The 13,972-nt window shown below is 39.2% G+C and carries 11 protein-coding genes; 6 read left to right on the forward strand and 5 right to left on the reverse strand.

Going from position 1 to position 13,972, the window contains the following annotated elements; translation table 11 throughout:
• The first annotated feature begins 37 nt into the window (after positions 1–37).
• The 5 genes from WMZ97_RS11775 to WMZ97_RS11795 all read left to right on the forward strand — a co-directional run bounded on the left by WMZ97_RS11775 (position 38) and on the right by WMZ97_RS11795 (position 8,167).
• Entirely contained in the window at positions 38–1,582 is a 1,545-nt protein-coding gene (locus WMZ97_RS11775; protein WP_405027686.1) for a GNAT family N-acetyltransferase, read from the forward strand.
• A gap of 365 nt (positions 1,583–1,947) precedes the next feature.
• Complete coding sequence (locus tag WMZ97_RS11780; protein ID WP_343272283.1) at positions 1,948–3,336, forward strand: aminotransferase family protein; 1,389 nt, start codon at positions 1,948–1,950, stop codon at positions 3,334–3,336.
• Positions 3,337–3,377: 41 nt separating this feature from the next.
• Positions 3,378–4,793 carry an NAD-dependent succinate-semialdehyde dehydrogenase gene (locus tag WMZ97_RS11785; protein ID WP_343272284.1) on the forward strand — a complete coding sequence of 472 codons (1,416 nt, stop codon included), beginning with the start codon at positions 3,378–3,380 and terminating at the stop codon, positions 4,791–4,793.
• 91 nt (positions 4,794–4,884) lie between these two features.
• Positions 4,885–6,447, forward strand: a complete 1,563-nt coding sequence (locus WMZ97_RS11790; protein ID WP_343272285.1) for a bifunctional GNAT family N-acetyltransferase/carbon-nitrogen hydrolase family protein — start codon at positions 4,885–4,887, stop codon at positions 6,445–6,447.
• Positions 6,448–6,523: 76 nt separating this feature from the next.
• Positions 6,524–8,167, forward strand: coding sequence for an amidohydrolase (locus WMZ97_RS11795; RefSeq protein ID WP_343272286.1), 1,644 nt, complete (start codon positions 6,524–6,526; stop codon positions 8,165–8,167).
• 40 nt (positions 8,168–8,207) lie between these two features.
• Here WMZ97_RS11795 and WMZ97_RS11800 read toward each other — a convergent pair whose 3' ends face one another.
• The 4 genes from WMZ97_RS11800 to WMZ97_RS11815 all read right to left on the reverse strand — a co-directional run bounded on the left by WMZ97_RS11800 (position 8,208) and on the right by WMZ97_RS11815 (position 10,561).
• A complete protein-coding gene (locus WMZ97_RS11800) occupies positions 8,208–8,738 on the reverse strand; it encodes a hypothetical protein (protein ID WP_343272287.1) in 531 nt (176 codons plus the stop codon).
• A 79-nt stretch (positions 8,739–8,817) separates the two neighbouring features.
• Positions 8,818–9,390 (reverse strand): hypothetical protein, encoded by a 573-nt coding sequence (locus WMZ97_RS11805; RefSeq protein ID WP_343272288.1) that lies wholly within the window; start codon positions 9,388–9,390, stop codon positions 8,818–8,820.
• Between the two features lie 138 nt (positions 9,391–9,528).
• On the reverse strand, positions 9,529–9,729 hold the full coding sequence (locus WMZ97_RS11810) for a hypothetical protein (protein ID WP_343272289.1): 201 nt from the start codon (positions 9,727–9,729) through the stop codon (positions 9,529–9,531).
• A 289-nt stretch (positions 9,730–10,018) separates the two neighbouring features.
• Positions 10,019–10,561: an LptM family lipoprotein gene (locus WMZ97_RS11815; protein WP_343272290.1), complete on the reverse strand. Its 543-nt coding sequence runs from the start codon at positions 10,559–10,561 to the stop codon at positions 10,019–10,021.
• 719 nt (positions 10,562–11,280) lie between these two features.
• Here WMZ97_RS11815 and WMZ97_RS11820 point away from each other — a divergent pair.
• On the forward strand, positions 11,281–12,450 hold the full coding sequence (locus WMZ97_RS11820; RefSeq protein ID WP_343272291.1) for an MFS transporter: 1,170 nt from the start codon (positions 11,281–11,283) through the stop codon (positions 12,448–12,450).
• Positions 12,451–12,514: 64 nt separating this feature from the next.
• Here the strand turns inward: WMZ97_RS11820 and WMZ97_RS11825 are convergent, their stop codons facing one another.
• A complete protein-coding gene (locus WMZ97_RS11825; RefSeq protein WP_343272292.1) occupies positions 12,515–13,906 on the reverse strand; it encodes an NAD-dependent succinate-semialdehyde dehydrogenase in 1,392 nt (463 codons plus the stop codon).
• Positions 13,907–13,972 lie beyond the last annotated feature (66 nt).

A 13,972-nucleotide genomic window follows, 5' to 3' on the forward strand; every position in this document is an offset into this window, starting at 1 on the left:
TCATTATTAATTATTTAAACAGGTTAGGAGAGAAATAATGACAAAAGTGGAGCATGCCGGTTATGAAAAGGAAATTGTTGTTTGCCCGATTCAACCAGAAGATATTGACGAGATTATCGAGATGGCTAAAATTGGTTTTGCCAATCCGGAAATCCCTTTTCAACGAAAACATTATGAAAGCCATTTGCGGATTTTTCCAGAGGGGCAAGTTTGTATTAAATTTGATGGTAAAATTGTCGGATCATGTTCCAGTTTAATTGTAAACGTTGACGAATATAATGAAAAGCATACTATCGACGAAATTACGGATGATGGTTTTATTCGAAATCATAATCCGGACGGGGTAAATCTTTACGGTACGGATGTTGTCGTTCATCCGGAATACCGGAATATGAAGATTGGCAGACGTTTGTACGAAGCCCGCCGGCAAATCTGTAAAAAATTTCATTTAAAAAGTATTGTTTTCGGAGGGCGTATTCCTAATTATCACAAGTATGCGGAACAGATAAGCCCAGAGGAATATGTTTATCAAGTAATAAAGAAAAACATGTATGATCCAGTTTTGACGTTTCAGCTAATAAATGGATTTACATTTAAACGTATTCTACCAAACTATTTACCAGATGACCATGCTTCATTAAAGTATGCAACATTAATGGAATGGAAGAATCCAGAGTATGTGCCAAAAGTAACGGAAAAATATAAGCGTGCATTACCCGTTCGTATAGCTGCAGTTCAGTACTCGTTAAAGGAGATTCAATCATTTAAAGCATTTGCCGCGCAAAGTGAATATTATGTCGACGCAAGTTCCAAGATACGATCTGACTTTGTTATGTTCCCTGAATCATTTACAATGCAACTTTTAGCCTTTCTTGGAGAAACCGTGCCAAGTAAACAAGTAAGAAAGGTGGCGGAGTTTACGGAAGATTACCTTGAAGTGTTCTCCGGTATGGCAATTCGTTACAGCATCAATATTATCGCAGGTTCTCATTTTGTTGAGGAGAATGGTTCGCTGTACAATGTTGCCTATTTGTTTCATCGCAATGGCACAATTGATAAGCAGTATAAATTGCATATTTCTCCAGATGAACGGAAATGGTGGGGAACACAAGCTGGCGATGAGGTGAAAGTATTTGATACAGATTGTGGAAAAGTTTCTATCTTAATGGGATACGATATTCAGTTTCCGGAGCTTTCACGAATCGCAGTAGATCAAGGAGCTCAATTGATTTTCAGTCCATTTACTGCACAAGATAAGCAGGGGGATTTGCGCATTCGTTGTTGTGCTCAGGCAAGAGCAATTGAAAACCAAGTTGCAACGGTAACTGCGGGGACAGTTGGGAACTTGACACAGGTATATCATATGAACACAAATTATGCACAATCAGGAATTTTTACCCCTATTGATTATGGGGTTGGTGACGGTGTTATTGGTGAAGCCGCTGCTAACATTGAGATGATGGTGGTGGGCGAAGTAGATTTAGAAGCGCTACGTCGAAACCGTTTGGTTGGTACGGTCCAACCGCTGAATGATCGCCGGCACGACATGTATCATGTGCATGTGGTGACAAACCAGTCCTGAAGTGGCTAAAAGAATAGGGGGAAAACATTTAACTTGTAATGAATTGAATACGTAGAACTAGGCACTCATATTTGACGGCCTAGTTTTACATATTAGGTCTAAGAATTAGTTTTATCTAATTATGCATTTAATCATAATGCTATGTAATTTTTCATAAATGTTCCTCCTTTATGGTTTGAAGATGTGTCATTTATGCAAATATAAATGAAATGGCAGGTTAGTTTATTGAATGATTCGAAACGCAGCAGGACAGCTATTTACCATTTTTAATTACTTAATATCATTTATAAACTTTAGAGTTGATTGGCATAGAAGTTGCATCAGTAATAAGTATAGAATTAACTACTATTTCAGGGGGGGTTAATGTGGCTGTACAAACACAAAGTGCAAAAACTACGAAACTAGTAGCACAGGATAAGGAACATTACATTCATCCTACCACTCCACCGAAAGCACAGGCTGAACAAGGAACACCGCTTATCTTTGCTGATGGGAACGGAGTTTATGCAAATAGTACAGATGGTGAGAAATACTTTGATGGATTATCCATGCTTTGGAATGTGAATTTGGGTCATGGACAACAAGAGCTTGCAGAAGCAGGAAAGGAACAAATGATAAAAATGGCCTATGCTTCATCCTTTAAGGGATATTCTAACGAACCGGCTATTACGCTTGCGAACAAGCTGTCCAGCATCACTCCTGGTGATTTAAGTGCCGTTTTCTATACTTCTGGTGGATCAGAATCAAATGACACCGCTTTTAAGTTGTCCCGCTTTTACTGGAGTTTAAAAGGTCGGCCAAAGAAGCGAAAAATCATTGCAATGGAGAACGGCTATCATGGTGTTACAGTTGCAGCACAAACAGCGACTGGTATCCCGGCATTCCACGACTTTGCAAATTCGAATATAGCGGATGTTTTCCATGCCAAACCTTATCTTACCAATTGTGAACGCGGAGATAAGAGCGATTCAAACTATGAAGGGTGTATTCGCGATATCGTGGAAAAAGAAGGTGCAGATACGATTGCTGCGTTCATTATGGAACCGATTCAAGGCTCTGGTGGTGTTCATATTCCACCCGAAGGATACATGCAAGCAGTCCGGGATCTATGTGATGAAAACGACATTTTATTTATTGCTGATGAGGTAATTTGTGGTTTTGCCAGAACTGGAAAAATGTTTGCCATGGAACACTGGGATGTCGTACCTGACATGTTGTGTTTTGCCAAAGGTGTAACTAGTGGCTATTCTCAGTTAGGCGGCGTCATGATGAAAAAAGGTATTCGCGATACGATTGTTCAATATGACGGGGTGTTATCACATGGTTTTACTTACAGTGGTCATCCAACAGCTTGTGCCGTTGCCTTGAAAAATATTGAAATAATGGAGCGGGAAGATGTAGTAGGAAATGTACGTAATATGGAGCAGGTGTTAAGAGAAGGGTTTAACTATTTGGAAGATAAACACCCACATGTGACAAGATGCAGAGCTAAGGGGCTGCTGGCAGCCTTTGAACTACGGGAAGAACGGGATAGTGGAAAATACTTTGATCCTTCAGTAGCGCCGGCAATCACCGTTGTGGATGAATGTTTTGACCGGAAACTAATCCTAAGAGCACTTGGATCCAATAAAGAAATTGTTGCCGTAGCGCCACCACTTATCATTAATAAACAAGAAGTGGAAGAAATGATTGCGGTTATTGATGATTCAATTACAGCTTTTGAAAAAACTTGGCAAATAAGGAATGAATATTAAAAAAAGAATTTCGATACGGAATACTTCAGGGAGGTTATAACATGGTTTATATCAATGGTGAATGGCGAGAAACAAAGGAAAAATTGGATGTTAAGAATCCTGCTACTGGGGAAGTAATCGCATCTGTTGCAACGGTAGGAAAGGCGGAAACTAATGAGGCAATTGCTGATGCAAAAGAGGCATTCAAAACATGGAAGAAAACGACTGGAAATCAGCGGAGTCATTATTTAGCAGAAACGGTTCGTTTGATGCGGGTACGCAAGGATGAACTGGCGGAAACGATCACAAAGGAAAATGGCAAACCGCTTGCTGACGCAAAAAGTGAGGTGAACAGTGCGATAAGTTACCTGGAATGGTATGCAGAGGAAGCTAAGCGGGTATATGGGGATACGGTTCCTGCGTCACATCCGGATAAACATCTAATGGTCATTCGTCAACCGGTTGGTGTAGCTGCCGCGATCACGCCATGGAATTTTCCGTTATCCATGATTACCCGCAAAATCGCACCAGCGCTTGCCGCCGGATGTACAATTGTGTTGAAACCTGCACCTGCAACACCGCTATCAGCAATAAAAGTGTTTGAATGTTTCCATGAGGCCAAATTACCAAAAGGAGTAGCAAATCTGGTGATTGGTGATGCGGAAGAAATTGGAAGTGCAATGACAAGCAATCCGGATGTACGCAAGATTACTTTTACTGGATCAACAGCTGTCGGGAAAAAACTAATTCGTGATTCTGCAGATACGGTGAAAAAAATCTCCATGGAATTGGGAGGGCATGCTCCATTAATCGTGTTTGAAGATGCAGATCTGGATGCAGCAGTAGAGGGTGTCTTGCTTTCAAAATTTAAAAATACGGGTCAAACGTGTATCAGTACCAACCGGGTATATGTTTCCGAAAGCATCGCCGAAGAATTTGGGGAAAAGCTCGCAGATAGGGTTTCCAATTTAAAGGTCGGCAATGGATTGGAAGATGGTATTGATGTTGGTCCGTTAATTAATGCTGCAGCGTTAGAAAAAGTATCCAGTCATGTAGAAGATGCTAAAAGACATCACGGAAAAGTACTCTGTGGAGGAAAAAAAATCGGTGGCGAGCAAAACTTCTACGAGCCAACTGTTATTCATTATGCAAATGATGAGATGAAGATTGCTATAGAAGAAACATTTGGCCCGGTAGCTCCTATCTTTACATTTAAAACAGAAGAAGAAGTGGTGGAAAGGGCGAACCATGTTTCCTATGGATTAGCTGCGTATTGTTTCACAAATGATTTGGGCCGTGGCTTTCGAATGATGCAGGAATTAGAGTTCGGGATTGTTGGTATTAATGACCCAACACCAATCACCATTCAGGCTCCATTTGGTGGTGTCAAAGAAAGCGGTATTGGAAAAGAAGGTGGAAAATACGGGCTCGTGGAGTATTTGGAAGAAAAGTTTGTTTCTATTAAAACAAACGAGTAAGTAGTATGGGGACCAGTGCTTTCCATAGATAAGAAGACAATGCTGGTTCCTGTAGGATTAACACCGTGGAATGAACAAGAGGGGGAATGAGATGTTAGGTACAGATGTATCAACTATAAAAAAGAAACTTATCGTACGAAATACAAGACATGAGGATATAGAAGGTATCATCAAGATGAACAAGCTTGGTTTTGGCAATGAAGCTATCGCCTTTAAACGGGAACATTTCGAAAGCCAATTGAAAATTTTCCCTGAAGGTCAAATTTGTATTGAATATGATGGGGTAATTGTTGGTTCGTGCTCCAGTATTATTGTCAACTTTGATGAATATGGGGAAGATCATTCATTTGATGAAATTGCCGATGAAGGGTTTATCCGCAATCATAATCCGGCAGGGAAGAATTTATATGGGATTGAGGTTGTCGTTCACCCGGAATATCGACAAATGAAAATTGGTAGACGTTTATACGAAGCACGTCGTAAAATATGTAAAAAATTTAATTTGGAAAGTATTTTATTCGGCGGGAGGCTGCCAAATTATCATAAATATGGGGATCAGATATCAGCGGATGAATATACGAATGAAGTCATCAATCGAAACTTGTATGACCCTGTGCTTACCTTTCAACTAATGAACGGCTTTAAACTGCACAAAGTCATGGCAAACTATTTACCAGATGACCATGCCTCATTAAAATATGCAACATTAATGGAATGGAGGAATCCGGAATATGTGCCGGTGATAACTGAAAAATATAAGCGTGCGTTGCCCATACGTATATCAGCAATTCAATATCCGATGAAGGCAATTCAATCGTTTAAGGATTTTGCATCACAAAGTGAATACTATATCGATGCAAGTTCCAAGGTACGATCCGACTTTGTCGTGTTTCCGGAGTTATTTACAATACAGCTATTATCTTTTATTAAGAAAACCGCGCCAAACAAACAGGTAAGGGAGGTGGCAGCGTATACCAAGGACTACTTGCAGTTATTTTCCGAAATGGCAATTCGCTACAGTATCAATATTATTGCCGGTTCTCAATTCGTAATTGAGAAGGGTTCGCTGTATAATGTTGCTTATTTATTTCATCGTAATGGCAGAATTGATGAGCAATATAAACTGCACATTTCTCAAGATGAACGGAAATGGTGGGGAACGCAAGCTGGTAATGGAGTGAAGGTATTTGATACGGACTGTGGAAAAGTTTCCATCTTAATAGGATACGATATTCAGTTTCCAGAGCTTGCAAGAATTGCTGTGAATCAAGGTACTCAATTGATTTTTATTCCATTTACAGCACAAGATCAACAGGCCAATTTGCGAATTCGTTGCTGTGCCCGGGCAAGAGCCATTGAAAATCAAGTGGCCACGATCACTGCGGGTACCGTTGGGAACTTGACCCATGTTTATCATATGAACACGAACTATGCACAATCCGGGATATTCATGCCGATTGATTATGGATCAACTGATGATGGGATTATCGGAGAGGCTGCTGTAAATACCGAAACGATGGTGATAGGTGAAGTCGATCTCGAAGCTATAAGGCAAAATCGTTTGATTGGAACGGTCACACCGTTAAAAGATAGGCGAGATGACCTTTATCAAGTGAAGTCATTAGGGGAGCAACTATCTTTTGTTAATTCTTAATAGTTGCATTATTAAGTGATTTTGATTATCGAATATTACTTTTATAAAAGTAAAACACCGTTGGGGGAAGACATTTATGAGTACTTTAGAGCAAGCGGACCTTGTATTAACTAGTGAAGCGATATTTACCGGACAACATGATAAACCTATAAAGGGGTCAGTCGCTATTCGGGATCGTTATATTGTAGCTGTTGGTTCAGTGGAGGAAGTTAAACCGTTCATTGGCTCTCATACAAAGGTGCTGGATGTTGGGGAGAAATTAATTATGCCAGGATTTCAGGATTTTCACCTGCATCTATTTCTAGGTAGCTTGGCACAGGTTAGTGTCTCATTGCTTGATGCGAAGTCTGAACAGGAAACAGCAGAAATGGTGAAGGTGTTTGCTGATAGCCGCCCCGATGATCCTTGGGTGATTGGTTTTAGCTGGTATCATGTGTTTTGGGATGAAAAGAAACTCCCGCATCGTTCAACACTTGATCAATTTATTTCAGATCGTCCAGTATTCCTGTTTAATGCAGAGTGTCATGGAGCATGGCTGAACAGTAAAGCACTAGAAGTGATTGGGATTGATCGTAATACTCCAGACCCTCCGTTTGGCGGAATAGCAAAAGATGAAAATGGAGAGCCGACTGGATTTCTATATGAAACAGCGATGGGATTAGCTGAACAGGCATTTACTAGCATTCCAAGAGAACGAAAAGCATGCATCCTAGAAAAATTTTTGAACCAGGCGGCGAAATTGGGTATTACGACAGTAAGTGATATGCTTCCGCTTCCTAATTTGGAGCTCGGCGATTTGGATATCTATCAAGAATTTGAGGAAAAAGGGAAATTAACCACACGGATCCAGTTTATGACTGCACTAAATGGTGACTTAGAACGCCCACGAGTATTAAGAGAGCAATACTGTTCGGATAAGCTGATGTTTTCTGGTTTGAAACAGTTCCTGGATGGGGTCCCTACAACATATACCGCCTACCTCTTAGAACCCTACTCAGATTGTCCTGAAACAAGAGGTAATACACTGATTCCGATAGACCAGGTGAAACAATGGATTATCGATGCTGACCGTGAAGACTTTCGGATTCGACTACATGCTTGTGGAGATGGAGCGGTTAGGTTGGGATTGGATAGCTTTGAAGCTGCGCAAAAAATAAATGGGGTACGGGATTCACGACACACGATTGAGCATATTGAAGTCATCCATCCTGATGATCTGGATCGTTTTTCGCAACTGGGTGTTATTGCATCAATGCAGCCGGAGCATTTAGGAGTGTCTGAAAAATATGAAGACAACGATTATCTGGACCGATTGGGCAAGGAACGAGAGCCTTTTACATGGCCGATTAACACCCTAAAACAACGCGGTGCTCGAATGGCTTTTGGCACAGATTTTCCTGTGGTGGGATTAGATCCAATGATGGAAATTTATCGAGCTGTGACTAGGGTATTTAATGATGGCAATCCAATAGGAGGCTGGAACCCGGCTGAAAAGGTCACACTGGCAGAGGCTTTACATGATTATACTAACGGTTCGGCATACGGAGGATTTCGGGAACATGAGCTAGGTACACTTGAAAAGGGAAAACTTGCTGATGTCATTGTACTTGACCGAAATTTATTTGATGTGCCGGTAGAAGAGATTAAAGATACGAAGGTGAAATTAACGGTGATGGATGGGGAGATTGTGTATCAAGATTTTATAGAAAAAGGGAGCTAAGCAACTAGTTCCCTTTGCCTTTTCGTAAGTTGGCAAGCAACTATCTTTTTAATTTCATTTTTTGATAACCCGATTCAGAAGATGAATCGTCAACCCAAACAATATTGTATTTATCCATTAATTTGTCCCTTCGCTCAAGAAATGCATCATATTTTTTCTCCAACTTCTTGGTATTTTCATTCATTTCATCATCAGTTAGTTCTCCTTTATAATAAGCTATACCGTCTTTAAACCCTTTATAGGCAAATTCTTCTCCTTCCATCTCTAATCGATGTAACTTTTTAACTTCCTTATGTTCCAATTCGATATGATTGAGATAATCCAATATTTCCTTCATACTTGGCATTAGTTCTTCTTTCACATAGGTGCTTGCCTTATTTTTACTATCATTTTCAATGTCAATCAGTTTATCTTTTTTTGGGTTTAAGTTTTCCTCTTTCATTTTTTGGACGGTAATCCAATCATTATTATAGTAATCAATTAATTCTTTTGCTGCTTCGTCATCATTTGAACAACCAGTCATAATCAGCAACAGTATCATACTAATCCATATAAAAAACATTTTTTTCAAGTGTGACACCCCATGTTTTATACGATTCATATAATCAGAGAGCCTTTTTATGTTTCAAAAAGCTCTCATTATAATGTTTTTAATTTATCCCGATAATCGAGTATATCTTATCCTTTAAATCTTCCCTATTTTTCAGTTCATAAAAGCCGTCTACTTTGCCTTTAGCCTGATCATACTTGAGGTCATATTTTTCCATGAGTTTTTCTTGATAATCAAGGACTTCATCATATTTTTCTTTAAGTTTGTCTTCTTTTTCCTGTATTTCCTTATCATTTATTTCGCCACGATAATGTGCTGGAAAATCTTTAAGTCCTTCATAGAAAAACTCATCTGCCTCAACTTGTAATTGATGTAACTTTTGAACCTCTTTATGATCTAACTTAATGCCATGAAGATAATCTAGTATTTCTTTCATACTGGGTATGATTTCTTCTTTAGCATAGGTATTGGCACTTTCATCACCTATTTCTATTTGACGGAGTAATTCAATCTTCTTTGATCCTAATTTTTCTTGTTTCATTTTTTGAACAGTAATCCAGTCATTATTATAGTAATCAATTAACTCCTTAGCTACTTCATCGTCATTTGAACAACTTGTAATAGAAAGTAGTATAATCATACTTATACATATAAAAAACATTCTTTTCATCATGTTGAACACTCCAGATCCGGCCACTGTTGAATTGCTGGTCGATAATATGTTTCAGGATCTAGTTATTAATTAAATCCTCCACCGTCATTCCTTCCTCAAGGATTCATAAAATCTTTTCTGGTATAATTATCGTCTTCGTCAAAAAGGCTGGTGGTTAGTTCCGAATCCAAGACAATTATCCGTCACATCATAATGGATAGATTCCACTCTTGCCAATAATGGATCATTCGGTCCTTGTTCAAAGTCGATATCTTCGCCAACCGCATCTATTTGCCGCTGATAATTTCGTAACATGATAAATAAGCACTGAGCTAGCAGCGTCTGTTCCGTTAATGACATGATCCTCCGGTCGCTCGTTACCGGAAAACAAATATAACTCAACCATAGCGATTTCTTTAGCTAAATTATTTTCACTGGATAATACCTCATCATTTACACGTTTCTTCAGTTTTTCGGGGTCTTTTTACAACATAATCACAATGGATTTTTTTCATAACAGGCTTGTAAAGAAGATTGTCTTGTCTTTAAAGCTTTCCCCGGATGTTTTTAACTCCTTTAGTGATATCTCTAAGCGAAGAGCGTACAGACTTAACATTTATGAAAATCAGTTCGCTCGATAAATTTTCTATTAATCCTTATGCTTTAGTTCGTAAAAGCCATCGACTTTGTCTTTTTCTTTATCATATTTCAGGTCATATTTTTCTATTAGTTTATCCCGGTACTCAAGGACGTCATCATATTTTTCTTTTAATTCATCTTCATGGGTCATGTATTGGGTATCTGAGATATCATCATTAAAATAATCAATTCCCATTTTTAAATGGGTTTTGCCAAATTCCTCCGCCTTCATTTGCAAATCGTTCATTTTTTTAACCTCTTTGTGTTCCAGTTCTACGGACTTAAGTCGCTCTAAAACCTCGTTAAAAGATGGTATAATTTCGTCTTTGTACAAAGCGATAGCTTCTCCTCTATAATTTTCTTCTTGTTCTTCCTGAATTTTCAAAAGTCTTTCTTGGGCATCATCCATTTTTGCACTCTTCATTGCATGGATAGGAATCCATTCTTCATTATAATATTCAATCAGCTCGTCAGCCGTCTCCTCATCATTGCTACAAGCAGCTAAGAGGAACAAGGCAGAAACAGCGAGCATCCATGTAAAAATTTTCTTCATAGGCTACTCCTTTATGTGAAAATACCTGCTATCTTTTTGTTTTTTCCAAATCATTTTAAATGCTAACGGCCGAATACTATAGCATGATTTCATTAATATCAAAACATTACTTTCGTGCTGATTAAAAGGGATTAACAAGAATGGGAAGTGATCAAATCTGCCGTTGTCGTGCAGGAATTTGTGAGTGGGTTTAACAATGATGTGTAGTAGTTTCAATCCAGATGGAACAACGTCATCGAGTTGACAGCCTGTATAAATTAACATAATGTTAACACTTTTGCATAATTAGTTATAAATTACCAGTAAAAATCGAGATGTTCAAGGTAAAAAGTATTCATTTTCATAAGAAATTTGTAATGCCTTTTGTGGTTCTTTGGTAGTGTATTTGTTCCATAATCAGTTAATGAAAACCGCCAATGAAATAAAAGGGGGAAACATCACTTTTTTGCTGTTTAAAGCAGGTATGATATTATTGGCTGCTATGGATTCATCTTATTTTTGTCGGTGATAGAAAAAGCTCACTTTTTTATAAAAAATAAGGCTTTACAACAGACCTTTTGCATGAAAATATAGTACAATCATGAAATGAGTAAAACGGTGGTTTGAAAATAAATTCGCATATTAAGGTGCATGATCATGTTTTTCATTGATTGACGCATACTGTAAGTGTCTTTATTAGTTCTGAAATAGTTCACAGTTTTTTAAAGGAGTAACATAGTATGGAGAAAAATCAAACGGTGGCACTTGTCATTGTATTAATCAATTTATTTTTGGCATTTTTGGGGATTAGTCTCGTTATTCCCGTTGTTCCAACCATTATGAATGAATTACATTTATCCGGTTCGGTTGTTGGATATCTTGTTGCAGCATTTGCTTTTTTACAGCTGCTGGCTTCTCCAATTGCTGGAAAGTGGGTGGATCGTTTTGGACGAAAAAAAATGATCGTGATTGGATTAATTATCTTTGCTTTTTCTGAATTTCTATTTGGCATCGGCAAGGATGTGGTTGCACTATTCATATCACGCATGGTTGGAGGGGTTAGCGCAGCTTTTATTATGTCCGCAGTTACAGCGTATATTGCCGATATTACATCGCCCGACTACCGACCAAAGGCATTGGGGTATATGTCAGCGGCGATTAATACTGGTTTTATCGTAGGGCCGGGAGTTGGCGGCTTTTTGGCTGGTATTGGAACAAGGATGCCGTTTTTCTTCGCTGCTGTCTTTGGTTTAATAGCGGCTGTACTATCATTTGTATTGTTGCAAGAGCCTGAGCGACATCAAGATGATGTACAGCAGATTCCAGGGGCACAAACAGGTTGGAAACGGATATTCATACCAATCTATCTCATTTCTTTTTTAATTATCTTTATTTTTTCATTTGGTCTATCATCGTTTGAATCGTTGTTCTCCTTGTTTGCTGACCATAAATTTGGTTTTACACCGAAAGACATTGCGATTATGATTTCGGGTGGGGGCATATTAGGTGCAATTTTTCAGGTGGTCTTTTTTGGCCATTTTATCAAATGGTTTGGAGAGGTTCGGTTAGTCCGTTATTGTTTGATTTTCTCGATGGTTTTGGTATTTTTAATGACGCTGGTACATGAATATTATATGATTATGCTTGTTACTATAACCATTTTTATTGGCTTTGACTTATTGCGGCCGACTGTTACCACCTATCTGTCGCGGATTGCGGGAAACGAGCAAGGCTTTGTTGCCGGGATGAACTCTATGTTTACGAGCATCGGTAACGTGATTGGGCCAGTCATTGGCGGACTTTTGTTCGATATTGATCTGAATTATCCGTTTTACTTTGCAGCTATTTTATTAGCGGTAGGTATTGGTATTACGTTTGCGTGGAAAGAGTCTGCCAAAGACCATGCATGATGTGCAAAGTATACAAATATAAAAACAGAGCCGTTATCATAACAGCTCTGTTTTTACATTCTTTTTACAAATTCCCAATCGACAAATACTTTGTCTCCAAATAAGGCTCAATTCCTTCAATTCCGCCTTCACGGCCAAGGCCGCTCTCCTTCATGCCACCAAATGGTGCGTGGGCAGCAGATGGTCCGCCATCATTCCAGCCAACAATACCGAAGTCCAGATGATCATGTAAATATGTTCCGGTTCGGTAATCATTCGTAAAGAAATAGGCTGCAAGACCGTATGGCGTGTTGTTGGCAATTTCAACAGCTTCTTCTAACTTGTTAAAGGTTGTAATTGGAGCAACTGGACCAAATGTTTCCTGGTGCATGATGTCCATATTATCCTTAACATTGTTTAATACAGTTGGGTAAACATAGTAATATCCTTTATCATCATCCGTATCATATTTATTGCCGACTAATACTTCTGCACCTTTTTCGACAGCGTCGTTTACCTGTTCAACAATTTTTTCGTAGCCCTTTTTGTTGATGATCGGTCCGACATCGGTGCCTTTATCCATGCCGTTACCAACCTTGAGTTTCTCCACTTCTGCTGCCAGCTTCTTGGAATACTCCTCTACTATGTTTTCGTGGATAATCAGCCGGTTAGCGCAGACACAGGTTTGACCTGCATTTCTAAATTTGGTGGCAATTGTTTGTTGTACCGCAAAATCAAGATCGGCGTCTTCGGCAACGATTAGTGGAGCATGCCCACCTAATTCCATTGTTACATGCTTGACTGAATCGGCACTGTTTTTAATTAATGTTTTGCCCACAGGGGTGGAACCGGTAAACGTGATTTTACGAACGTAATCACTGCTGGTAAAAATATCACCGGCAATACTTCCACGCGTGTTGACGCATTGTACCGCATCTTCAGGAATCCCTGCTTCATGGGCAAGTTCAATGATCCGAATCGCGGTTAATGGTGTTTCTACTGCTGGTTTTACAATAAACGTACAGCCTGCCGCAAGAGCTGGAGCTGCTTTTCTGGTCATCATGGCTGCTGGGAAATTCCAGGGAGTGATTGCTGCTACAAGTCCCACCGGCTGATGGCTGACAATAATGCGCTTGTTTTCCGTATTCGCCGGAATGGTGCGACCATAAATTCGTTTTGCTTCTTCAGCATACCAGTCAATATAACTTGCTGCATAGTCAACCTCACCTAATGATTCATGCATTGGCTTCCCATTTTCTTTGGTCATGATTTCAGCGATTTCTTGTTTGTTTTCCTTAACCTTGTCAGACCATTTTTGCAGTAAACGGGAACGTTCATGCGCGTTGACTTTTGCCCATTCCTTAAAGGCTTTATGCCCGAGTTCTAATTTCTTGTTAATTTCTTCTTCTGTATTCATCGTGACTTGCTCAATGATTTCGCCTGTGGCAGGGTTCGTTACGTTGAATTGTTTTGTCATTGCTAGTGCCTCCTTTTATGATCTTTTTGATCTTGATATGTTTACCTATCTTTCATTAGCATAATA

It is taken from the genome of Lentibacillus songyuanensis, assembly GCF_039548255.1.
In the GTDB taxonomy this organism is placed as follows: Bacteria; Bacillota; Bacilli; order Bacillales; family Amphibacillaceae; genus Lentibacillus_C; species Lentibacillus_C songyuanensis.

Bases quoted from the DNA above. Each gene is read 5' to 3' on its own strand.
- WMZ97_RS11775 (WP_405027686.1), top strand. From the start codon at position 38: ATGACAAAAGTGGAGCATGCCGGTTATGAAAAGGAAATTGTTGTTTGC.
- WMZ97_RS11785 (WP_343272284.1), top strand. From the start codon at position 3,378: ATGGTTTATATCAATGGTGAATGGCGAGAAACAAAGGAAAAATTGGAT.
- WMZ97_RS11810 (WP_343272289.1), bottom strand. From the start codon at position 9,729: ATGTCATTAACGGAACAGACGCTGCTAGCTCAGTGCTTATTTATCATG.
- WMZ97_RS11805 (WP_343272288.1), bottom strand. From the start codon at position 9,390: ATGATGAAAAGAATGTTTTTTATATGTATAAGTATGATTATACTACTT.
- WMZ97_RS11795 (WP_343272286.1), top strand. From the start codon at position 6,524: ATGAGTACTTTAGAGCAAGCGGACCTTGTATTAACTAGTGAAGCGATA.
- WMZ97_RS11815 (WP_343272290.1), bottom strand. From the start codon at position 10,561: ATGAAGAAAATTTTTACATGGATGCTCGCTGTTTCTGCCTTGTTCCTC.
- WMZ97_RS11820 (WP_343272291.1), top strand. From the start codon at position 11,281: ATGGAGAAAAATCAAACGGTGGCACTTGTCATTGTATTAATCAATTTA.
- WMZ97_RS11790 (WP_343272285.1), top strand. From the start codon at position 4,885: ATGTTAGGTACAGATGTATCAACTATAAAAAAGAAACTTATCGTACGA.
- WMZ97_RS11825 (WP_343272292.1), bottom strand. From the start codon at position 13,906: ATGACAAAACAATTCAACGTAACGAACCCTGCCACAGGCGAAATCATT.